This window comes from Acinetobacter sp. FDAARGOS_724 (assembly GCF_013364475.1).
Classification (GTDB): Bacteria; Pseudomonadota; Gammaproteobacteria; order Pseudomonadales; family Moraxellaceae; genus Acinetobacter; species Acinetobacter variabilis.
The window spans coordinates 3,042,899-3,066,185 of record NZ_CP054908.1; the positions used below are offsets into that span (position 1 = coordinate 3,042,899).

The 23,287-nt window shown below is 42.8% G+C and carries 18 protein-coding genes and 3 pseudogenes; 8 read left to right on the plus strand and 13 right to left on the minus strand.

Translation table 11 applies throughout. The features are described from left to right. Positions 1-70 precede the first annotated feature (70 nt). The 3 genes from FOC32_RS15955 to FOC32_RS15965 form a co-directional block, all read right to left on the minus strand. Entirely contained in the window at positions 71-694 is a 624-nt protein-coding gene (locus tag FOC32_RS15955) for an MgtC/SapB family protein (RefSeq protein ID WP_005236960.1), read from the minus strand. Positions 695-781: 87 nt separating this feature from the next. Continuing rightward, entirely contained in the window at positions 782-1,312 is a 531-nt protein-coding gene (locus FOC32_RS15960; RefSeq protein ID WP_175968015.1) for a YaeQ family protein, read from the minus strand. 100 nt (positions 1,313-1,412) lie between these two features. After that, a complete protein-coding gene (locus FOC32_RS15965; protein ID WP_175968017.1) occupies positions 1,413-2,417 on the minus strand; it encodes a CobW family GTP-binding protein in 1,005 nt (334 codons plus the stop codon). 390 nt (positions 2,418-2,807) lie between these two features. Here FOC32_RS15965 and FOC32_RS15970 point away from each other — a divergent pair, with 390 nt between their 5' ends. Further along, the gene (locus tag FOC32_RS15970; protein ID WP_034170131.1) at positions 2,808-3,062 is read left to right on the plus strand and encodes a hypothetical protein; all 255 of its coding nucleotides are present in this window, start codon (positions 2,808-2,810) and stop codon (positions 3,060-3,062) included. Between the two features lie 327 nt (positions 3,063-3,389). Further along, positions 3,390-4,990: pseudogene (locus tag FOC32_RS15975) on the plus strand (bifunctional 3-(3-hydroxy-phenyl)propionate/3-hydroxycinnamic acid hydroxylase). A 73-nt stretch (positions 4,991-5,063) separates the two neighbouring features. On the opposite strand, the gene FOC32_RS15980 reads toward FOC32_RS15975, so the two are convergent. The 7 genes and pseudogenes from FOC32_RS15980 to FOC32_RS16010 all read right to left on the minus strand — a co-directional run bounded on the left by FOC32_RS15980 (position 5,064) and on the right by FOC32_RS16010 (position 9,487). Beyond that, positions 5,064-5,669 carry a glutathione S-transferase family protein gene (locus tag FOC32_RS15980; protein ID WP_034170130.1) on the minus strand — a complete coding sequence of 202 codons (606 nt, stop codon included), beginning with the start codon at positions 5,667-5,669 and terminating at the stop codon, positions 5,064-5,066. Between the two features lie 123 nt (positions 5,670-5,792). Further along, positions 5,793-5,990: pseudogene (locus FOC32_RS15985) on the minus strand (RpiR family transcriptional regulator); the annotation flags it as partial. Next, positions 5,982-6,398, minus strand: a pseudogene (locus FOC32_RS15990) (MFS transporter); the annotation flags it as partial. The pseudogenes FOC32_RS15985 and FOC32_RS15990, both read right to left, overlap by 9 nt. Positions 6,399-6,438: 40 nt before the next feature. Next, complete coding sequence (locus FOC32_RS15995) at positions 6,439-7,002, minus strand: TetR/AcrR family transcriptional regulator (protein ID WP_034581092.1); 564 nt, start codon at positions 7,000-7,002, stop codon at positions 6,439-6,441. Between the two features lie 141 nt (positions 7,003-7,143). Next, entirely contained in the window at positions 7,144-7,665 is a 522-nt protein-coding gene (locus tag FOC32_RS16000; protein WP_004784949.1) for an acyl-CoA thioesterase, read from the minus strand. A 315-nt stretch (positions 7,666-7,980) separates the two neighbouring features. Further along, entirely contained in the window at positions 7,981-8,157 is a 177-nt protein-coding gene (locus FOC32_RS16005) for a hypothetical protein (protein ID WP_162835329.1), read from the minus strand. A gap of 334 nt (positions 8,158-8,491) precedes the next feature. Beyond that, positions 8,492-9,487, minus strand: coding sequence for a patatin-like phospholipase family protein (locus FOC32_RS16010; RefSeq protein WP_005236978.1), 996 nt, complete (start codon positions 9,485-9,487; stop codon positions 8,492-8,494). Between the two features lie 121 nt (positions 9,488-9,608). Here FOC32_RS16010 and chrA point away from each other — a divergent pair, with 121 nt between their 5' ends. After that, entirely contained in the window at positions 9,609-10,823 is a 1,215-nt protein-coding gene (gene chrA, locus FOC32_RS16015) for a chromate efflux transporter (RefSeq protein WP_175968019.1), read from the plus strand. Between the two features lie 53 nt (positions 10,824-10,876). On the opposite strand, the gene FOC32_RS16020 is transcribed toward chrA, so the two are convergent. Next, positions 10,877-12,352: an alanine/glycine:cation symporter family protein gene (locus FOC32_RS16020; RefSeq protein WP_175968021.1), complete on the minus strand. Its 1,476-nt coding sequence runs from the start codon at positions 12,350-12,352 to the stop codon at positions 10,877-10,879. Positions 12,353-12,394: 42 nt separating this feature from the next. Next, positions 12,395-13,633 (minus strand): sodium/glutamate symporter, encoded by a 1,239-nt coding sequence (gene gltS, locus FOC32_RS16025; protein ID WP_175968022.1) that lies wholly within the window; start codon positions 13,631-13,633, stop codon positions 12,395-12,397. Positions 13,634-14,559: 926 nt separating this feature from the next. Here gltS and FOC32_RS16030 point away from each other — a divergent pair. After that, the gene (locus tag FOC32_RS16030) at positions 14,560-15,267 is read left to right on the plus strand and encodes a nitroreductase (protein WP_175968023.1); all 708 of its coding nucleotides are present in this window, start codon (positions 14,560-14,562) and stop codon (positions 15,265-15,267) included. Positions 15,268-15,346: 79 nt separating this feature from the next. Here FOC32_RS16030 and FOC32_RS16035 read toward each other — a convergent pair whose 3' ends face one another. Further along, complete coding sequence (locus FOC32_RS16035) at positions 15,347-16,558, minus strand: multidrug effflux MFS transporter (RefSeq protein ID WP_175968024.1); 1,212 nt, start codon at positions 16,556-16,558, stop codon at positions 15,347-15,349. 145 nt (positions 16,559-16,703) lie between these two features. Here FOC32_RS16035 and yccS point away from each other — a divergent pair, with 145 nt between their 5' ends. From yccS to FOC32_RS16055, 4 genes are all read left to right on the plus strand, one after another. After that, a complete protein-coding gene (gene yccS / locus FOC32_RS16040; RefSeq protein WP_175968025.1) occupies positions 16,704-18,878 on the plus strand; it encodes a YccS family putative transporter in 2,175 nt (724 codons plus the stop codon). Positions 18,879-18,963: 85 nt separating this feature from the next. Beyond that, a complete protein-coding gene (locus FOC32_RS16045) occupies positions 18,964-19,524 on the plus strand; it encodes a YcxB family protein (RefSeq protein ID WP_034170122.1) in 561 nt (186 codons plus the stop codon). A 184-nt stretch (positions 19,525-19,708) separates the two neighbouring features. Further along, entirely contained in the window at positions 19,709-22,366 is a 2,658-nt protein-coding gene (locus tag FOC32_RS16050; RefSeq protein WP_175968026.1) for a PepSY domain-containing protein, read from the plus strand. A 113-nt stretch (positions 22,367-22,479) separates the two neighbouring features. After that, positions 22,480-23,274, plus strand: a complete 795-nt coding sequence (locus FOC32_RS16055) for a YdcF family protein (RefSeq protein ID WP_034170200.1) — start codon at positions 22,480-22,482, stop codon at positions 23,272-23,274. Positions 23,275-23,287: the final 13 nt, after the last annotated feature.

The window sequence follows — 23,287 nt, forward strand, 5'->3', positions numbered from 1 at the left end:
CCTTCATTTTGCAAATAGCCCTAGTATAAACACGATTGAGCCAAATTCCTCAGACTTTAACTGCAATGGATCAAAAGCTGAGTTCCTGAACCTTCTTATCCTGTAATAAATACTGGGTTAATTTCTGGTGATTTTTAGCCGAACCCATCAGGATCCAGCGGCCTGTGATCCGCCGGTCGATTTTTTGCTGGCTGGAATGGATGACTTTTAATTTGTATTGTTTAAACAGTTTTTCATAATGATCTGGTTCATGCTGTTCAAAAGGACAGACAATTTCGTAGTTACGTTCCTGATTCAGAGATTCAATGCCGCGTTGTACATACATCAGCAAAACCAGCACCGTCATGACAATAAAGGTCGCCCAAATACTTAACAGCTCATAGCCAGCACCAACTGCCATGCCCAGTGCAGCTGTCATCCAGATTGTGGTTGCAGTGGTAATCCCAGAAATCCGGTTATCATCTTTTAAAATCACTCCGGCTCCCAGAAAACCCAGGCCAGTTAAGACATTGGCTGCCAGACGGTCGGGGTTGGCGACGCCGATTTTTAAGGAAATAATAGTAAATAGACAAGAACTCAGACTGACCATGATCATGGTGCGCAGTCCGGCAGATTTACTATGATATTCCCGTTCCGCTCCAATAACCGCACCAATCACGACTGCTAACAGCAAATCATAAAGTTCATGATACATGCTTCGTCCCTGGAACTTATTATTCTCTCCAGATATACGAAATATTGGGGCGAGGACACAAGTCGAAACTTGCATCCTTGTGAGTTGTTATTGTAACTGTTCCCATTCAATTACAGCTTGGGCGTGATCACCGATTAGGGTCCATTCACCATCCATGATATTTAGTTGCAGCTGCATGGTACGTTCGCATAACTGTTGTACCGCTTCAGTGCTGGCGGTTGAAATTTTCCAGACCTCAACATTTGATAAAGTTTTCAATTTGGAATTACGTTTATACCATTCATCAACTGAAGAACCATAAGCAACTACTGCGACCTGCTTGCAACGCGCACTGGCTTTCTTGACTTTATCTTCGTCAGGACAACCTACTTCGATCCATTTCAATAATTGGCCAGTCAGGTCTTTTTCCCACAACGCTGGCTCATCAGTCTCAAACAGGTCTTTGGTAAATTCAAGCGTCTCGCCAGCAAAACGTGCATAAGCCAGAATACGTACCATCAGACGTTCAATGGTTTCCGAAGGATGCAGCGCCATCGTCAACTGATAGTCTTCATAACGATGGGTATCCATATCGGCAACATTCAAATCTGCCTTATAAATTGTCGCTTTTAACGCCATAACACAATCCTCAAATTTGGCGCCTAGCATATAAGATTTATTGATTTTTTGCTGGACAGATTTCGTCTTATCCAGCTATTTTCTACACGCAGATTCGAAGCTATTTTTCCTGATCAATCCGGCATTGCATCAAGGCGGTTTCAAATTCTAGCCAGTCACGTGAAGTCTGGTAAATCACTTCTACCCGGTTATCAATGCCTTCTTCAGCAGACTGATAATTAAACTGTTCAGGATTGAAATTAAAGCTTTTCCAGCCCTGATTGGTATTGAAAATCCCTTTGATACGTAGCCAGTCCTGCTGCTCACAAAGCAAATCCAGCAGATTATAAAAATCAAACTGCCAGCGTTTCGGCAATTTCCAACCTGCCACCTGACAGCCTTGTGCACTTTCAACATAATGATAAGGCAACTGATGTACGACAGCCGGCATCTCTCCAGATATTTGGCGCTGTTGCTTGAGCAGTGGCTGGATCTGCCGAGGAGTACCCTGATAATCCTGTTTGATTTGCTCAATATCCAGCTGTCCGTTTTCTATCATCAGCCAGTGCTGAGCATAGGGCTGATACTCAGACTTGAGTTCAGTTAAAGCAGCATGATCAGTTTCAGTCATCAAATCAGCATGGGAAATGACCACAATATTGGCAACTTTCAGCTGATCCGCATACAGGTTCTGATGCGTCCAGTCCCGATCATGTAAACGTGAGCCATCCACCACGGTAACCAAAGATTGCATCTTTAAATGACTCTGCCAATGTGGTTCAGTGAGCTGTTCCAGCAGTTGTCCGGGATGTCCGAGTCCTGTAGGTTCAATAAATAGCCGGTCCGGTTTGGTTTCTGACAATAGCCGGGATAAAGCAATCTGCATCGGCAACTGACTGCTACAACATAAACAGCCACCCAGCAATTCTTTCACTGCATAGCCCTGATCCTGAGGCAGTAATTGCTGGTCGACGCCAATCTGACCAAATTCATTCATCAGCACAGCCCAGACTTCCTGCTCCGGTTTCTGGCTCAGTAAATATTTTAATAAAGTGGTTTTACCGGCACCTAAAAATCCGGAAATGATGTGTACAGGAATAGGCTGCTGAGCGGCAAGAACTTTCAAAATTGATTCTCAAAGATAGAATTAGAAGTAGTAAACCTGACTATTATAGAGCACTGGACTCTTGCAAAAGTGTTCATTTTTTGGATGAGTAAATCCTATTTATCTCAGTGCAAATAAAAATAACAGTTTGTAGTAAGTACTTTTTAGCCGTTAAATGGTTCACTTAAACGCTATATTTGAAATATTTACACACATTTCCAGCTAAAAATTTCCTATACATTTAACAGAAGAAAACAAATTTCCAGTGATTGTATTTGCTTGGTTAACAGCTTCGTGCGGCTTTTGTTAATTACTTTGCTCCGTAAAATTTTCATGCTTAGGATGAATTCCTGCCGGATTGATGTGATGGTCATTCGGCAGTTTATAAATGTAATAAAAAGGATGCTCAACATGAAATATGCACAAATCTTACTTGCAACAACGCTTACTGCAGCCGCAGCTACCAGTTTTGCAGCAAACAATACCACTGACACGAAGACCACTGAGGAACAGAAAGTCACTGTAACAACTCAGGAACTTCCTGCAACGAATAACCCAAATCCGAATGTAACCACGGCTGGACCTGCTGACCAGCCTGCTGCGTCTGAAGCTGCTACAGAAGACAAAGATGGTAAAAAAACGACTAAGTCGACATCGACTCGTTAATCAGGTTTAAAGCAACATCTTGTGCAGTAAATCTCCAGTAGGTTCGACCTATGCTGCGGGATATAGACCGAGGCTGAATCATGCAACTGCGTGATTCAGCTTTTTTATACGTTATAGGCTATTCACTATAGCTAGAAATAATCATAGGATTCATTCATCTTATGAATAAATTTAAATATTATTATTTATTATCAATAATTTATTAAAATTAAAATCTTTTCAACCAAATCTTTTTGATAGACATAACCTACTATGGACTAGCTTGTTTAGCGCTATTGATTGTTCCTTAATAGTCTCAATCCTGAATTGATTGAATGGACATTCGCGATGAGCAATACAAATTACACCACTGAAGTGGCGATTTTGGGGGCTGGCCCAGTAGGCTTAACGATTGAACTACCTGAGCAAACAGGGTGTTCAAGTCACTGTGGTTGAACAGCTGGATAGCCTGATCGATTATCCGCGTGCCATCGGCATTGATGATGAATCCTTGCGTACCATTCAATCTTTGGGACTGGTTGATCAGGTCTTGCCGCATACTACCCCTAACCATGCCATGCGCTTCCTGACACCCAAAGGCCGTTGCTTCGCAGACATTCAGCCACTGACTCGTGAATTTGGTTTCTCCCGCCGTAATGCTTTCATTCAACCTCAAATAGATAATGTTCTGCTGCAAGGCCTCAAACAATATAAAAAACTGAAGTACTTTTCTCCCGTCACCTGACACATTTCAGCCAGGATGCTGAGGGTGTAACTTTAAATGTTCAGACTAAAAATGACAGCTTAGAAACTATTCGTGCGCAATACCTGATTGCTTGTGATGGTGGTAACTCTTATGTACGTCGTACCCTCAATATTCCATTTGAAGGTGAAACTGCACCGAACCAGTGGATCGTGATTGATATCGATAATGACCCATTGGCAACCCCACATATTTATCTATGCTGTGACCCCGTACGTCCTTACGTATCGGCTGCCTTGTCGCATGGCATTCGCCGCTTCGAATTCATGGTCATGTCAGGCGAAACTCAGGAAGAACTCAGCAAACCGTAAAATATTGCCAAACTGTTGTCTAAAGTTTTACCAAATACCAGCGGTATTGAAGTGATTCGTCAACGTGTGTATAACCACAATGCACGTATTGCGGACAAATTCCGTGCCGACCGTATTCTGCTTGCCGGTGATGCTGCGCACATCATGCCTGTATGGCAAGGTCAAGGTTATAACAGCGGTATGCGTGATGCCTTTAACCTGGCCTGGAAAGTAGCACTAGTGGTACAAGGCAAAGCAGGTCCAGACTTGCTGGACTCTTACCAGGTAGAACGTAAAGACCATGCCAAAGCGATGATCGATCTTTCAGTCATGGCAGGGCACGTGCTTGCGCCACCGAAAAAATGGCAAGGTTTTGTGCGTGACGGTATTGCCTATGCATTGAACTATATTAAGCCAATCAAACAGTACCTGCTGGAAATGCGCTTTAAACCAATGCCGAAATATCATGATGGTGCGTTACTGGCAAATACTCACAAAGACTCTCCAGTTGGCAAAATGTTCATTCAGCCACAGGTCAAACTGGAATCTGGTGAAACAGCATTACTGGATGAAGTCATTGGTAATGACTTTGCCATCATTGCCTGGGGTGTAGATCCGAAATGGGGCTTAAGCAAGGAATCAATGCAGCAATGGAAAAAACTTGGCGTGAAGTTCATTCAGGTCATTCCTGCGGTTCAGCTGTCTAATCAACAGCGTAAGCAATATGAAGATGTTATTACCATTGGTGATATCGGCACTGAATCCGTACATGGTTTGGCAAGACCCAAGATTCTATCGTCATCCTGCGTCCAGACCGCTTCGTAGCAGCTCTTGCCATTCCTCAATCTATGGAAAGCACAAGCAAGGCGCTGTTCAACAAGCTCCATGTTAAATAATAATTGACCTGACTTAAAAAACCACGCTACGGCGTGGTTTCCTATTTATAGATGAACATAAAAGCTAAGTCCATTATTGCTCAAACCATGAAATATCTTTGAGAGAACCAAGACGTGCCATCTGCTGGAGAAAAGGTTTGAATTCTTCTAAAGGCGGTAAAATTTCGGTACTAATTGCGAAGATCAGACAATAGGCTACATATAGATCTGCAGCAGAAACTTTTTCACCTAAAAGATAAGGCTTGGCCTGCGACAAGCCCTGATTAAGAAAATCAAATACCGCGGCTTCGTTACCAAAACTTAAACTGGTTCGAACCTTTTCAATCTGTTCTTGAGATACTTGTAAATTTTTTACATCGATATATTCAGTCAGTGGCCCATGACAGAAGAAAATCCATTTTAAATAAGCACCACGTTTGGGATCATCTAAAGCGGGCGCCAACCCTTTGTCCTGATATTTATCTGCCAGATAGATAATGATAGCGGCCATTTCTGAGATCACGATGCCTTGATCAACCAGACACGGGACTTTGCCCATCGGATTGATCTGAAGATATTCAGGTTGATGCATATCTTTATAGGGAACTTCCACCTGCTCAAGCTGGTCTTCGATCTGTAGTTCTTTAAGGATGGGCAGCAAGGTCATGCCGCGTGACCGAGGGTTGTTACAGAGCTTCATCATTCTGCTTCAACCGATTTCTTATTTTTTGAATTTTAGTATAAAGCGATTTTCCTCTGCGATTAAAAAGCATGTGCTACAGATCATTTCTGTAGCACATTTCATTTATGGAAGATCAATAATTTACTTAAAAAGGTCTACACAAAACTTTTCTTTGAGCACTTTCAGAATCAGCTCAATCGCAGGATGCTGGTTATTTTTAGGGTAACTGACATAGAGAGTAATCATCGGTAAAGGTTCCAGCGTTTTCTTCACCACAATATTATCGCCGAGTAAAGGAATCACATAAGCGGGTACCAGACTCCAGCCAACCCCCATGCCCTCACCCTTACGAGATTCCGGAATAAACTCATTCGCGACAGGGACGGTGACCGTCGTTAGGATGCTGAACCAGATCCCATGTAAGAAACGTACTGCCAATAATGACCACATGCTGTCGACTAGCAGATAACTAAAGGCAAACAAGGCAAAAATAACTCCGGCTCCGCGCATTGCCAATTTCTTGCCGAGTTTCTCAATGCTCATGCCTGAAAAAGGTCGAACGGCAATTGATGACACTAAGAACAGGGTCAAAGCCAAACCTGCTTCTTTGACTGATCCGCCCAGATCTTTCATGATATAAACTGGCAGAATGGTCAGTAAGGCAAAGTAATAGATAAACAGGAACAGATTGTTCAATAAACACAGAACAAAGGAGCGATTCCATAAGCGCTCAGGACTAGCAGACATAACACGCAACTTTTAAAATAAATTTAAGAATTGACTAAACTCAGGGAGAAATCAAAGCTGGGCTTAAGGCCATATCTACCAGATTCTGGATATATTGATCATCCGGCATGCGGTTGAAGAAAATGATCTGGTAATGAATCGGCCCATATAAAGTGTCCAGCATCAGATCAAAAGGATAATCCGCACGTAATTCTCCACGTTGAATGGCCTGTTGAATCAATTGATGGGTTTGTTTTCGTCGTGGTAATAGATATTGCTGAAAAAAGTCTGCAGCCAGCTCCCGATGATTGGCCATAACGACCAGCAAAGCACGGCCTACCGGATGATTAAGCGCTTGAACTAGCAAAGTTAGCTGTTGAACCAGATTACTACGCAGGCTCTGTGAAGCATCCAGTTCAAATACCCCTGCTGTACGCTGCTTGAAAGCATCCAGTACCAGTTCAGATTTATGTTTCCACCAGCGGTAAATCGTAGATTTGCCAACCCCTGCCCGTGCAGCCACATCTTCTATTGTTAGCTGATGATATTCACCTTCTGCTAGTGCATCCGAAACTGCTTGCAGAATACTGTGCTGACGCCGTGAACATTTTTCTTCTTCACTCATGCTTAAAACCAAAAAACGAAACGATACGTATCGTTTCATATTGGATTAAAAAAGAAGCTTAAACCAAAGTTGAATGATTTTTTAGGCAAAAAAAAGGCCTCACATTGAAGGCCTCTTTAATAAACGAATTAAGTTTAGTACTTAACTATGCGCTGATTTTTTATAGATGCTGCATGAAGGATGATGGTTTTCCTGCAGACGGGCAACTTTACGTTGTTCAGCCGCTTCAAAACGGCAACGTTTCCAGTCATTGTCCAGATTCAGCGGTGGAATCTGTTTAGGCTTACCATTTTCATCAACAGCGACCATCGTGAAGTAGCAACTATTGGTATGGCGTACAGTACGTTTCTGAATATTTTGTGCTTCTACACGAATACCGATTTCCATTGAAGTACGACCTACATGGTTCACACTTGCCAGGAAAGTCACCAGCTCACCGACATGAATTGGTTCTTTGAAATTTACTTTGTCTACAGACAAGGTTACGACATAACTACCCGAATAGCGACTCGCACAAGCATAAGCAACCTGATCCAATAATTTCAGAATTGTTCCACCATGTACATTTCCTGAAAAGTTCGCCATATCTGGCGTCATAAGGACCGACATCGTTAACTCTGACTGGTCATCCGATGCTGTTGCAATTTGATCTAAAGGGGCCATCGTTTTCTCTGAACTCTTTGAATGACAATGATATAGACCATTATTATAGCGTTTTTGGTCTAAATAAAATGTTCAATTCGGCAAATAAACATCATAATTCTTGATATGAAATTTTTCTCCATACAAAAAAAAAGATATTCCTCTGAAGATCCATAAAAATCATCAGAAAGTTATTTTCAGTAACTATAAAATAAACAGGAATTTATCTAGTAAATTATTTTCTTGAATCAATGCACTGCAATTAAGAGATTATTTATTAAGCATGCAGAACTCGATTTAAGAGAACTGCATGCATTAACAAAAAATAATCTCGAATTAAGCAGGCACCTGTCTCAACATTTCTCGCGCCACATTTTCATAACTTAAAGTCTGCTGGCCATGCAATATAGTTTCAACGGTAAAAGAACCATCGGGATGAACTTTAGTTACAGTAAAAATTGTATTTTCAAACTGAGCTAATGTGACTTGCTGGCCAATTTCGATGTGATTCATATGGCTTTTACATTTATTAATCTATCAATTTTTATTCTGTCATGATCTTCTAAGCTTTTGAACAGTTGTTTAACTTAAGTCTGTGAATAATTTTGTTAAAATCAAAAAAATAGCCTTAAAATATATTTATAAAATCACTATATTTTTATAATTCAAATATTTATTTCCAATTGAAACTCGGGCTTTAAGTGACTTTCAATAGGTAGAAAACATCAGCTCATCTCTAAAAACGATGAGCAAAAATGAGCCGCTTTTCATCTACATGAGAAAAGAGGTAAATATTTTTATACATCTTTATGAAAAATAAATATTTTATTAAAAATCTTAGAGCAAACTATTGTTGCTGAGCCAAGAGCAATGGAATCTGATGACCCTGACTGTAATTATGCTTCTGATAGGCCTGAGCAATCTCTGGTAGCTTGAGTTTAGCTGCCTCGATGCCAGCGTCCATGGTCAGCTCCCTGCCACGCACATCAAAAATATGACCTTTTTCGCGTAAGTCTGGCTGAATCACTACATCGGCATATTGCAGTTCCTCAGAAGCTAAACGTTGCTGCATGATATTGATGTTCTGGTTGAATAGACCCCAGACATTAGTGGTTTCAGTATGGATTGGCTGCGCCAAAATATCGACAGCAATCACAATATCAGCGCCCAGCTCACGAGCTACTTTAACTGGCACTGGACTGACTAACCCTCCATCCACATATTCTTTTTTCTGGATGACAGTCGGAATAAACATGCTTGGAATAGAAACGGATGCACGTACTGCTTGACCGGTATTACCATAATTGAAGACTACCCGCTTGCCCTCTTTCAAGGCTGTGGCTACCACAAACATCGGGATTTTCATGGCTTGCAAAGGCGTTTGATCCACTTGCAAATTCACATAATTTTCGACTTTTTTGCCATCAAAAAAACCTTTAGGGTCCAGCTTGATGTCGCGGACGTCAGTCGCTTTCATGCTTAACGCAATATTACGCAGTTCAATCGCCGGTTTACCACTGGCATAAATGGAACCTACGATACTGCCGGCACTGGTTCCCACAATAAAGTCAGGTTGTATGCCTGCCTGCTCCAACACTTCAATTGCACCGATATGCGCATAGCCACGCGCACCGCCACTGCCAAGAACAAGTGCAATCACCGGACGGTTTTCTGTTTGCTTGATCTTGTGGAAATTGATCTGGTTTGGGCGTGCTTGGGCTTCTGCTATTGAACTGGCAGATTTAATATGACTAGAGTTAGGTTGATTTAAACCGGATGTCGTTTGGCAGCCACTCAGGCCTATCATTGTCATCGCCAATATACTCAGTACATATTTCTGCATGCAGAGCACGTCCTCATTTTGTTAAAGCAGCATAGTGTATAAACACATGCTTAAATAATCTGTAGAATTTCGTAAAACTGTCATACAGTTGCACTAATGTCTTTCAATTTTCAGCCACTGTATGAATACACCTTCAATGTACCGGATCTTTCTCACTTTCCTGCAACTGGGCTGTATGGCATTCGGTGGACCGGCAGCGCATCTGGTGTTTTTTCACCGTAAATTTGTCGACCAGTTACAGTGGTTAAATACGACACAATATGGCCAGCTGATTGCATTAGCGCAGCTTTTGCCCGGCCCCAGCAGCAGTCAGGTAGGCCTTTCAATTGGCTATCTGCAGAGGGGTTATGCTGGGGCATTCGTGGCTTGGCTTGGATTTACCCTGCCTTCAGCGCTTTTGATGAGCTTGATCGCAGTACTCGGTCAGCACTATTTCCATATTCTAAACTCAAACAGCTTTCATAGCATTCAATTGATCGTTTTTTCTGTAATCGTCTGGGCATTCTGGCAAATGCTTAACAGTTTCTGCAAGAGCATCTGGCAGTATGTACTGGTCTTGATTTCAGTCCTGATCCTGAGCTTCATTAGTATCAGTTTGGATCAGCTATTAGTCATTATTTTAGGGGCAGTTTTTGGCCTTGTAATGGCAAAATTTTCTAATTCTCCTCAGGAAAATAAGCCTGCTTCAAATTCATCTATCATTCACTCAAGCTATATTCGGCCACGTCACTCACCTTACTGGTTCATCGCATTTATACTGCCCTTTTTCCTGATTCCTATACTAGTCAAATCTGGTTCTTGGCCTGAACTCGCTTTTTTTGCTGATTTTTATCAAACTGGCTCATTGGTTTTTGGTGGTGGACATGTGATTCTGCCTTTGCTGCATCAGGACTTTGTGACGACCAATTTACTTTCGCCCCAATCTTTCGATCTAGGTTATGCATTTGCTCAATTGATGCCGGGTCCATTGTTTAGTTTTGCCAGCTATGTCGGTGCTCTGTTGCCTTGGACAGGCTCACCCTGGATTAATGCACTGTTAGCAACCTGCGCTATTTTCCTGCCTTCATTTTTTCTGATTTTTGCTACTTTGCCTTATTGGTCATGGTTAATGCAGCGAGGTATTATTTTTCAGGCAGTGAGCGGGATTAATGCGGCAGTCGTCGGACTGCTTTTATATTTGCTGATTGATCTCTCTCAGGCATATTTTCGTTCCTGGTCTGATCTGGTTTTTGTCATCGTGATGATTTTACTGTTACGCTCGAAATTACCAGTCTGGTTCAGCCTGATTGCTGGCTTTATCCTATATCAAAGCTATCTTAATTTTGTGTCATTCTAATAATTTAAGCTCATAAAAAAGCCCCGAACCAGTCGGGGCTTTTTGCTCAAGTCTTACCAGATATCTGATTTAACTTTATCTTTAAATTTCGGATGATCATCGAGTTTAAACTCTGGTTGCTCGATGCCACGTTTCAGCTGACCGGTATAGTCCTTGAGCAGCATCAAAATAAATGGCATCAGCAGCACAATCGCAATCAGGTTGATACTAGCCATGACACCCATGAACAGATCCGCCATATTCCAGATCAACGGCACACTGGCAATCGAGCCGAAATACACCATAAACAATACCAGCAATCGGAAAGTAAACATGACCTTACTGTTATTATTGATGAACTGAATATTTCCTTCTGCATAGGCATAGTTACCAATAATAGAAGAATAGGCGAACAGGAATAGGATCAAGGCCAGGAAGTCATCACCCCAAGCACCAATCTGGCTTTCAAGCGCCATCTGGGTCAAGGTTACACCTTCAAAACCGGCATTTTCATATAGGCCAGAGACTAAAATAATGATAGCGGTACATGAACATACGACGAAGGTATCTACAAATACGCCAAGCATTTGAACCAGACCCTGATTCACCGGATGTTTCACGTCAGAGGCAGCTGCCGCATTCGGTGCTGAACCCATCCCCGCTTCGTTCGAGAATAAACCGCGCTTAATCCCCATCATCATGGCCATCGAGATCATGGCACCGAAGAAACCGCCAGCCGCTGCTTCAAACTCAAATGCTTTGCTAAAGATCAGCTGGAAAATAGACGGCAACATATCGTAATTGATGACGGCGATATATAAAGCAACAGCCAGGTAAAGAACTGCCATGAAAGGCACTACCCCTTCAGCAACTTTGGCAATCCGCTTGATCCCGCCAAAAATAATCATGGCCGTAATCAAGACCAAGACCAGACCAATCCAGGAAATTTCCAGATCGAAGCCGCCTAATGGCAACATCAGATTGGTTTCATTCCAGCCCCAGGCATGTGAGGTTGCACCCGTAATGGCATTGGCCTGCACAGCATTAAACACAAAACCGTAGGTTGTAATCAGCGCAATGGCAAAGACAATTCCCAACCATTTCTGTTTAAGACCTTGAGTAATGTAATACGCTGGTCCACCGCGGAATTGCTGGTTCTTGTTATCCCGGACTTTAAACAACTGTGCTAATGACGATTCTACAAAAGCAGAACTCATTCCCAGAAATGCAGTAAACCACATCCAGAACACTGCACCCGGACCACCGACAGCAATCGCAATAGCGACACCAGCAACATTACCCACACCAACCCGGCTAGCCAGACCTGTAACAAAAGCCTGAAACGGCGTAATACCATGATCGTCTTCGACCTTGCCACGACTACGTTTCATGACTTTCATACTGTGCCAGAACAAACGGATTTGTACGGCACCGGTCATGATCGTATACAAAATACCGACTGCGACCAGGAATACCACTAAAAAGTCCCAGAGTGGACCATTTAAGGCATTGACCCAGTCCAGTAAGGTTTCATTTAGCTGATCATTCATGTCATATCCTTATGAGCTTATGACTCATTATCAAGCCTAAAATTAGACGAAAAATTTCAAGATCATCTGGATGATCGTGGCATTAATCAAGTCAACGAAGAAAGCACCACATAATGGAACGATCAGGAAGGCTTTATGCGAAGCGCCATACATATTGGTAATCGCCTGCATATTGGCGACAGCCGTTGGGGTTGCACCCATCCCGAAACCACAGTGACCTGCAGCCAATACTGCGGCATCGTAGTTTTTACCCATCACCCGGAAAGTCACAAATGCTGCATATAAAGCCATCGTGAGAGTTTGCGCACCTAGAATCACCATCAATGGTCCTGCCAGATCCGCCAGTTGCCATAATTTTAATGACAGTAGTGCCATGGCTAGATAAAGCGACAATGAAGCATTACCAAAAACATCAATTGCACGGTCGAAGAACTGGATTTTCAGGATGCCTTCCAGCACGTTACGCAGAATCACGCCGCCTGCCAGTGCCCATACAAATGTTGGCAGTTCAAATACTGTATCTTTACTGAAGCCAGTCATCAGCTCCGCAAATGCCAAACAGCCTGCAAACAAACCAAGTGTGGTAATGGCATTATCGGCGGTGATCAGACGAACACGATGTGGATATTCAAATTGCACATATTCATCTGTCGTGCTGTCCATTGGCGTGTTGTCACGTTTTTCGATTTGCTGATCGGTACGGGCCACAGCAAGATTATGACGGTTAATCAACAGTTTTGCCAAAGGCCCACCGATAATTCCCCCAATAATCAGACCAAAGGTCGCACTTGCCATACCGAGCGCCAAAGCACCTTGAATACCGTGCTCAACCTCAAGAATTTCACCCCAAGCGCCAGCAGTTCCATGTCCACCAGTCAGCGTAATCGAGCCGGCAATTAGACCGATCAGAGGGTCAATACCCAGTAAACTTGCCAAGCCCATGCCGACTGCATTTTGTAGTGCAATAAATGCCGAGATGGCAACCAGGAAGATCACCAGTCCGATCCCACCTTCACGTAATTTGGCGAAGTTCGCACTCAGACCGATTGACGCAAAGAAAATCAGCATAAAACTGGTTTGCAGTTCCGCGCTCGTGGTAATGCTATAGCCCCAGAACGAATGAACCAGCAGAGAGATAACCGCTGCAACCAGACCACCTGCAACAGGTTCAGGAATGTTGTAACGTTTTAAAAAATCGATTTTATCCACCAGAAACCGGCCCAGTAATAGAACAATTACTGCAGCGATCAGGGTATAAAATGCGTTAAAAGTAAAATCCATAATTTTTTTGTCCAAGATGGTTCTGAATTTTTGTCATTCTAAAAGTCGTGTTGCGATTCATTTTTACAGAAGAAAACCTTACATAACCCCATGTAATTGTCATCTTTTCCATTCATCTATCGCCTTTAGAATCAACAAAGCATTCCGCATCTGTTTCAAACTTATGAATATCATCGTGATGATCATATTCAGTGAGAGATTTATAAAAGCGAAAAACGGCCTTTTGCTGATTGCATAAGCTACGCCAGATGCGTAAATTCATCTCAGCGTGCAACTTATAGCGATAACATCCAACCTATATTTTTTACTTCTCAACCAGCATGAATTGCTGCATGAGTGCTTTTAACCTTACTGAGTTCATCAAGTCATTTGCAATAAGATATTTCAAATAGAGCTTGACCATGCAATCTTCATTATTTCCTCAAAATGCATGTATTCAACTGAAAAGTCGCACATTATGCTGTTTCTTTGTATAAAGTTTTATTGTTTTTTATTAACTATAGTTAGCAAATATATAAAAAATAAGTATAACTTATTATTTTTTATAGTTTACTACCCCTAAATTTTAATCGAAATAAAATATTAATTGAATCTAAAAATGGATATTTAATTTTATTTTTAAGATTGAATTTTAATCATTCTATTTTGCTCTTAACTTTCTGTATAGTTAGAGTCATCGATGTTAATTGCTCAAGATATCAGCATCTAAAATATCGGTTGCATGTTTAAAAGCAATTTTGTTTAAACATTCAATAAATTTCTTAAGCTATTTATATAACTCCTATATCTCCTAAGTGCATTCTCATTCATGTGATTTTTATTAATCATCACAATTCACTGTGAAACTAAAATTCCCCCTGCCCGACAGGGTTTGTTTGGTTTATAGTCAGTTCACTATCATTAAGGATATGAGATTGGAAATTAGAATGGATCAAAACCTCGTTCATGCTGTAGATCAAACCATTACTTCCCGGCATTCGGTTCGTGCTTTTCTGGATACGCCGGTCAGTACCGACATGCTCAAAGACATTTTGACTGTGGCCAGCCGCGCCCCTTCAGGGACCAATACCCAACCATGGAAAGTGTATGTGCTGACGGGAAAAAAACGTGAGGAGCTGGTACAGCGTGTCTGTCAGGCGCAAATGGAGCTTTATCAAAATCCAGCACTGGCCGCGCAATATAAAGAAACCTTTGCCTATTATCCCGAGCAATGGTTCTCTCCTTATATCGACCGACGTCGTGAAAATGGCTGGAGCTTATATGGTTTGCTGAATATCCAGAAAGGCGAAAAAGAGAAAATGGCACGCCAGAACCTGCGTAATTTTGAATTATTTGATGCACCAGTGGGGCTATTCTTCACCTTACATAAAGATTTAGGCATAGGTTCAAAAATGGATATTTCCATGATGATTCAAAACGTGATGCTGGCTGCCAAGGCGCGTGGTCTGGATACCTGTCCGCAGGCTGCCTGGAATCATTTTCATAGCATCGTGCTGGATGTATTGGGCGCAGGTGAAGATGAAGAGCTGGTCTGTGGCATGTCACTGGGCTATGCAGATCCAGACCATATCGTAAATACCTTTATTACCCCACGTGTTCCGGTAGAGGAATTTGCCGTTTTTGTAGAAGAATAAAATTAGATAAGCCATGATCCAAGCATCAACTTTGAGCTGCTTGGATCATCTGACAGAGATATAGAGTTCTTGCAGCTCCTTATCTCTGCTTAACTCTAGGCAGTTCTAATTTCAATACAGATCTAAAGGCTATAACCACAAAGATCGCCATTACCAAGGCCATATTGAATAAAGCATCCCACAGCATAAAGTTCAGTAAAACTCCGCCCAACAAACCGCAGGCAAATTGCATACTACCCATAATCGCACTGGCGGTTCCGGCACGTGCGCCCTGCTCTGCCATGGCCAGCGCCATCGCATTCGGTCCCACAAAACCAATTGAGGCTACAACAACAAATAAGGCCACCATGACCAGGACAACAGATTCAATGTTCAGATAGCCTAAAACCAGTAAAGCTAGGACACCGATTCCCTGTAAAGAGGCACCTAGTTTTAAGCGACTTAAGACTGAAAGATATTGGGCCAGATGCTTATTCATGGTCGAGAACAGCATGATTCCCACAGCATTCCCCCCGAAAGCATAAGCAAACTGCTGTTCAGTGAGATGATAATGATCCATCAGAATGGCTGAAGAAGCGCTGATATAGCAGAACATCACCGCCCCAGAAAAACAACCCACCAGCATTGGTCGTCTGAAACTCTCATCCTGAAAAATGGTTCGGTATAAACTCAATACCTGCTGCAAATTCAGTTTAAGACGGCGTTCCGGAGGCAAGGTTTCCTGAAAGAAAAAATGCACACAGACCACACTAAACAAACCACAGCCCATCAGCACCAAGAAAATAATATTCCACTCAAAGAACATCAGTACCCATGCGCCGAGACTTGGCGCAATAATCGGTGCAATGGTCGTTACAATCATCATGCTGGCAAAGGCCTGTGCAGCCGCCTGCATATCCAGCCGATCACGAATGGTTGCTCGGGCAATCACGACACCTACACATCCCCCTAAGGCTTGTAATACCCGTGCTGCAATCAGGCTCCATTCATTCTGTGCAAACATACACAACAGGCTTGCCAGAATATACAGGCACAATCCAAAATAAAGCGGTGGCTTACGTCCAATCCGGTCACTGATCGGGCCATATAGCAACTGCCCAACCGCCAGTCCAAGGAAATAAGCTGGCAGACTATTGGAAACCATCTGGGTGCTGACACCAAAATCCGCTGCCATTTCGGGCAAGGCAGAGAGATACATATCAATGGATAAAGAACCAAGTGCAGTCAGTGAAGCCAGCAAAATAATCCAGTACATGGTATAAGGCCGTGGTGCTGTCGAATTGGAGTTCATGTAATTAAAGATTTTAATGCGTAGTAGGCAGACAAATTAACATAGCGCATAGTATGATTTACATGGAAATTAAAAGTTATAAATATACTTTTTCTCATATGTATATTCAGCCTTGCAGCAAAGACTGCAAGAGAAAGGATCACCGTTGAAATCTTGGCTCAATCGTCTTAAGCACGCGACTTATAATACGACCCTGATGTATAACCTGCGTATGCTGATCGCTTTTGCAGGCACTGCCTTTGTTCCCTATTTCATGGGACAGCAGTTAATGACTATTCCACTCACCCTTGGGGTGGTGGCCGCAGGTTTAAGTGATATTGATGACCGCTTTTCCGTGCGTATCCTGAATCTGTTCTATACCTATTTAGGCTTCTTCATTACCGCAGTCACAGTCTATCTGTTATTTCCTTATCCGCTGCTGTTTGCTTCTGCCTTAATTGTCTCTTGTATTGTCCTGATTCTGCTCGGCTCGCTTGGTCGACGTTATGCCACGATTTCCTATGGCTGTCTGGTGATTTCTGTCTATTCCATGCTGGGGGTTGAACTATTTGATGGATGGTATCAGCAGGCAAGCTTGCTGCTGATTGGTGCGGTCTGGTATGGCTTTTTGTCGACATTGAGCTTCCTGCTGTTCCCTGCGCGACGTGCACAGGATAATCTGGCCAAATGCTATGCCTCACTGGGTGATTTCCTCTACGCCAAATCGAATCTGTTCGATGTCGATATGACGGCAAAAAGTTATCAGCAAAGTATGATCGAGCTATCACTGGAAAATGGCAAACTGATTTCAATTTTTAATGAAATGAAGACTGTCCTTTTGACCCGCCTGAAAGGTGACCGGGGTCAGAAAGATACTCGTCGTAGCCTGCAATATTATTTTGTGGCACAAGATATTCACGAGCGTGCCGATTCTGCGCATATTGATTATCAGAAACTGGCCAAAATTTTTGAACATAGCGACATTCTGTTCCGTTTTCAGCGCATCCTGTCGATTCAGGGTAAAGCCTGTAAAGACCTGAGTGAAAGCATTCAGCAACGTAAAACCTATAAACATAATAAACGCTTCAAACATGCCTTTGAAAACCTGAGATTGTCCCTAGAAAAATTGCGTACAGAACAGCAGTATGATCAGGTCTGGATCAATGCCCTATTTGCCTTATTCCAGAACCTGAAATCCATTGATGCGCAGTTACGCAATCTGGAAACTGAACGTAATATCAAATTTGATCGTGCTAAACATATTGAAAACCAGCTCAAAGATGACGACCTGAAAGGCTGGGAAGATATCAAGATTCGGGTCAAACAGCATCTGACACCTGAATCGGTGTTGTTCCGTCATGCCATTCGCCTGTCGATTGTGCTGCTGATCAGCTATATCTTTGTCCAGCTGACCGATATTCAGTATGGTTACTGGATTCTGCTTACAGCACTATTCGTCAGCCAGCCTAATTTTAATGCTACCAAGCGTCGCTTACGTTTACGTATCGTTGGAACATTGGCAGGTATTCTTTTAGGTTATGCCATTCTGTACTTCATTCCTTCCGTTGAAGGGCAATTATTACTGCTAATTTTGAGTGGGATTCTGTTCTTTGAATTACGCAGTAAACAGTATGCACAGGCCACTGCCTTTATTACCATTCTGGCCCTGATCAACTTTAATCTGGACGGCATGGGTTTTACCGCAGCTATCCCCCGTATGATTGATACTCTAATTGGCTGTGCGATTGCCTGGTTTGGCGTGAGCTTTATCTTCCCGGATTGGAAATTCCGTCGCTTGCCGCGCAGCATTAGCCGTAGCCTGCAGGCAGAATGTGACTACTTGAGTGAAGTGATTGAACAGTATAAGTCTGGACGAAATAATGGTCTGACCTACCGCGTGGTACGCCGTGCAGCTCATAATGCCGATGCTGAAGTGGCTTCACTGATCTCGACTTTGGCCACTGAACCTGACTTTGATCCAGTGCAAAAATCACAGGCTTTTGAGTTTCTGTGCCTGAATCATACTTTTATCAGTTATATTGCCGCGCTGGGTGCGCATCGTGAAAAAATTCAGGATCAAGATGTGCTGGACTTACTAGACCGAGCCCTAGAAAATATTCGTGGTGCCCTGCTCTATGATGAGGTCCCTGACCTAAGCACCCAGAATATGATCCAGAATATCCGTCAGCGTCTGTCACAACAGCAGGAAGAAGACCAGAAACCACTGATCATTTTGCAACAACTGTCTTTAATGTTTAGTATCTTGAAGCAATTGAGTCAGTTAAAGCAGAGTTTGAGTCATGAACGTGACGAACAGGCTACTGAATTGGCTTCATTATAATTTGGCTGATTTTGGAACAATATACTCACTGAATCAGCATAATTAATGCTAAACTTTTTACAGTTTTAAATCTGTTAATTTCATTATGACCGCGAAAAATTTATACGCTTATACCTTACAGCCTGTGAACTATGAAATTTCAGAAGCTGAGCAGCGTCATGCTCAGCTAATGATCTGGCGTAGTACCAATAAAATTGGTATGAAAGCTTGGCTGATCATGGGTGCTATTGTTGCCTTGTCTATTCTGGGAATTATCCTGATCAAGAACTACTCAACAGTTATCTGCTGGGTGGCGATTGTCTGTGTAGTACTGTATTACCTGATCCGTACTTTTGGTCTGGAATGGTATGTTAAACGCAAGATGAATGAATTTCCGGTACAGGAAATTAAAGGTATCCGTCTGGGCGTACAGCCACATGGTATCGTGATGCGCCAGAAAATGGGCATGCAGGAAGGTGTGGGTGCTATTGGCTGGAAAGACATCTATGAATGGTATAACACGCCGGAATTCATGCTGATCAATTTTAAAGTCAAAGGTCAGCAAGGTGCTTATATCCTGCCTAAACGTTTAGACAGTAAAAACTTCTCTTTCTCGACCATTCGCAAGCATCTGCAAGAAGAAGTGGGCGCGCCAAAAGAAATCTAAGACACATCCCGGTTTTGAAAGACCTCCTGTTTCGACATGGAGGTTTTTTTATGTCTATCTTTTATCCGACTCATCGACACAAATGATAATGAGAATAAATATTATCATCATAATCTATAATTTGTTCTAATTCTTCAGTTATAATTTGCCTACTTTTACACATACCACCATAAATCTGACCATCATGTTTAAAAAGACATTTTTCCAAATCCACTGGTTTCTGGGGATTACTGCAGGTTTGATTCTCTCGATTATGGGAGTCACGGGTGCTATTTATTCTTATGAGCCGCAAATCTTAAAATGGATGAATAGCGACAGTTATACTGTACAGGTTCAAGAGCAAGACAAGCTTAGCCCTGCCCAACTGTATCAACATTTCCAGACTCAAAACCCTGAAATGAAAATCAACAGTATTACCGTGGCACAGGATCCAAGTGCATCCAGTACGGTCAATATTGTAAAAGAGGGAGCACGTCGTGGTTATAACATGATGGTCAACCCCTACACGGCTGAAGTATTGCCTGAAATTAAAGGTCGTGAATTCTTCCAGTTTGTACAGCAACTACATCGTAATTTGACTGTAGGACCCGTCGGTAAACAGATTACCGGTGCCTGTGCCCTGATGCTGATTTTCTTTGTCTTGTCGGGTCTTTACCTACGCTGGCCAAAACGCCATTCAGTGAAGCAGTGGCTAGCTGTGAAGCCGCAACTGAAAGGTCGTAACTTTATCTGGGATCTGCACGCGGTTGTTGGAACCTGGGTCGTGATTTTTTACCTGATCCTGGCGTGTACCGGACTGTACTGGTCTTATGACTGGTGGCGCAATGGTATGTTCAAGGTGCTGGGTGTAGAACGTCCACAACCTGAAATGCAGCAAGGTCAAGGCGGCCGTGGTGGTGAAGAACAAGGTCGTAGTGCTGGCGAATCACGTGGTGAAGGTCAACGTGGTTCTCGTGGTGAAGGTGCAGGCGAACGCGGTCCACAAAGCGAAGGTCAGCGCGAAAATCGCGGTGAAGGTCGTGAGAAAGGTGTTGATGATACCGTTTTACTTACTGCATTGAACAAGAGCTGGGCAGGTTTCCAGAATGAATTCAATGACAAATATTCAACAGTTACTTTTAATATTCCTAAAAAAGCCGATGGTGAATTAAAACTCAGCTTTACCGATGTTGAAATTCAGCATGAGCGTGCCCGTAATAATGCTACTTATAACTATCAGGATGCAGCTTTTACATCGGTAGAAATGTATGAAGACAAAAAGCTGAATGAAAAGATCATGAGCAGTATGCTACCGGTGCACCGTGGCAGCTTCTTTGGTCCGATTTATCAGTTCTTTGCCATGGTCGCGTCACTGCTCATGCCACTTTTCTTTATAACCGGCTGGATGCTCTATCTGAAACGTCGCAAGCAGAAAAAACTTACTCTGGCTGCACGCCAAGGCACAACTGCCCTGCCTTTGGATCCAAATGCTAAGCCTTGGCTGATTACGTATGCCTCACAAACAGGTGTCTCTGAACAACTGGCATGGCGCACGGCCACTGCCTTACAGGAAGCACGTCAACCTGTCAGCGTTAAAGCAGTACAACAGTTAAGCCTTGCAGACCTGCAACAGGCAGAACAGGTTTTATTTGTAGCCAGTACTTATGGCACAGGTGAAGCGCCTGACCTGGCTTCATCTTTCGAAAAGAAAATTCTGTCTACCAAAGCAGATCTCAGCCATCTCAATTATGCAGTTTTGGCTCTAGGCTCCCAGGAATATCCTGATACCTATTGCAGCTTTGGTCATCGGATCGACCAGTGGTTACAGCAGAATGGTGCCAAGCAGCTCTTCAAGACCATCGAAGTGGATAATGCCAATAATGAGCATATCCAGCAATGGACCAATGCCCTTGCACATGTGACCCAGTTTGAGTTGCAGGATATGGGTATCGATAAAACCTTCGATCAATGGACTTTGAGCAAACGTGAATTGCTGAATCCAGATAGTCTGGGTGCGCCTGCGTTCAATATTGAACTGGTTCCACAGCATGAAGCTGTCTGGCAAGCAGGTGATATTGCCGAAATCCAACCAGGAAACAGCCCTGAACGTATCCGTGCATTTATGGAGAAATACCGTATTGCCGCGGGTACACAGGTACCTTCTCTGAAGCAAAGTATCGAACAGGCACTTTGGGATCGTGACCTGACTCAGGTTGATCCTTTTGATTCAGTAGATGAGCTATTACAGCAATTGCCGGCTCTGGCTACACGTGAATATTCAATCGCCAGTATTCCAAGTCAGCAAGTGTTACGTCTGGTCGTACGTCAGCAATCTGATGCGCAAGGTCAGTTAGGTTTAGGCTCAGGCTGGTTAACACAGCATACTGCCCTAAATTCACCGATTGCCCTGCGTATTCGCAAGAATGAATCTTTCCATCTGATTGCTGATAACCGCCCGATTATTTGTATTGGTAATGGTACGGGGATCGCAGGTTTGATGAGCTTGCTGAGTGTGCGTAACCGTCAGGACTATACTCAGAACTGGCTCATTTTTGGTGAACGTCAGCGTGCCCATGATTTCTTCTTTGAAGAAACCATTCAGGCCTGGCTGCAAATGGGTACATTAAAACGACTGGATCTTGCTTTCTCTCGTGACCAGCAGGAAAAAGTTTATGTGCATCATAAATTGCGTGAGCAAGCTGAAGAATTGAAACTCTGGGTCGCTCAAGGTGCCGTGATTTATGTATGTGGTAGCATTAATGGCATGGCCAGCGATGTCGATCAGGCTCTGATTGAAATTCTCGGTGAAAGCACAGTAGATCAATTACGTCTGGATGGTCGTTATCGTCGTGATGTATATTAAAACTAGCTGATCTACAAAAGACCGGGCTTCATGCCCGGTTGTTTATTAATAAGATAGAAGAAAAGATAAAAAGATAAAAAGATAAAAAGATAAATAAAAATATGAGTATTCGAATATCCAGCCCACTTAAACGAAATCTCAGCCTGATCTTTGGTTTGATCCTTGGCATAAACAGCCTCTGGTTAATGAGTCAGGGACAAAGACATTTCGGTGTTCTTTTGCCAATTTTCATTAGCATAGCATTGGTTCTGTATGTTTTACTCTTTTCAAACATTCAACGCTGGAAACAGCATTCCAGATTTAGAACCTGGTTCTGGAACAGCCTCTGGGCCGGATTTTTGCTCTGGATGATCAGTGTCGTGGTTTTCTTCGCTTATATCCAGATGTCTATTCATACAAACGAATCTACACAGTCTCCTGCCGCTATTCTGGTTTTAGGCAGCGGGATTTCGAATGGACAGCCGTCACCCATCTTAAAAAGCCGTCTGGATACTGCAGCAAAATATGCAGCATACTATCCAGATACTTTAATAATTATGACAGGTGGGCGTAATTATCGGGAAAGGCAAAGTGAAGCTGAAGTCATGCAGCACTATATCAACACTACCTATCCAGAACTCATCAACCTTATTCAACTTGAAGATCGAAGCAGAAGTACTGCTCAAAACATGATGTATTCTCAAGTGATATTGGAACAATACAATATAAGTCAAAATGATCCGATTGCGATTGCAACCAGTGATTTTCATAGCCCCCGTGCTCGTGCCATTGCCAGACACCAAGGTTATCAGCAAGTGATTAGTTTGAGTGCCAACACTCCTCTTTATCTGCGCTATAGCTCCTGGTTAAGAGAATATTTTGCCTTTTTGAGTGGTTGGCTTCTCAATGAATATTCACTATTTAAATAAGTGACTTAAACAC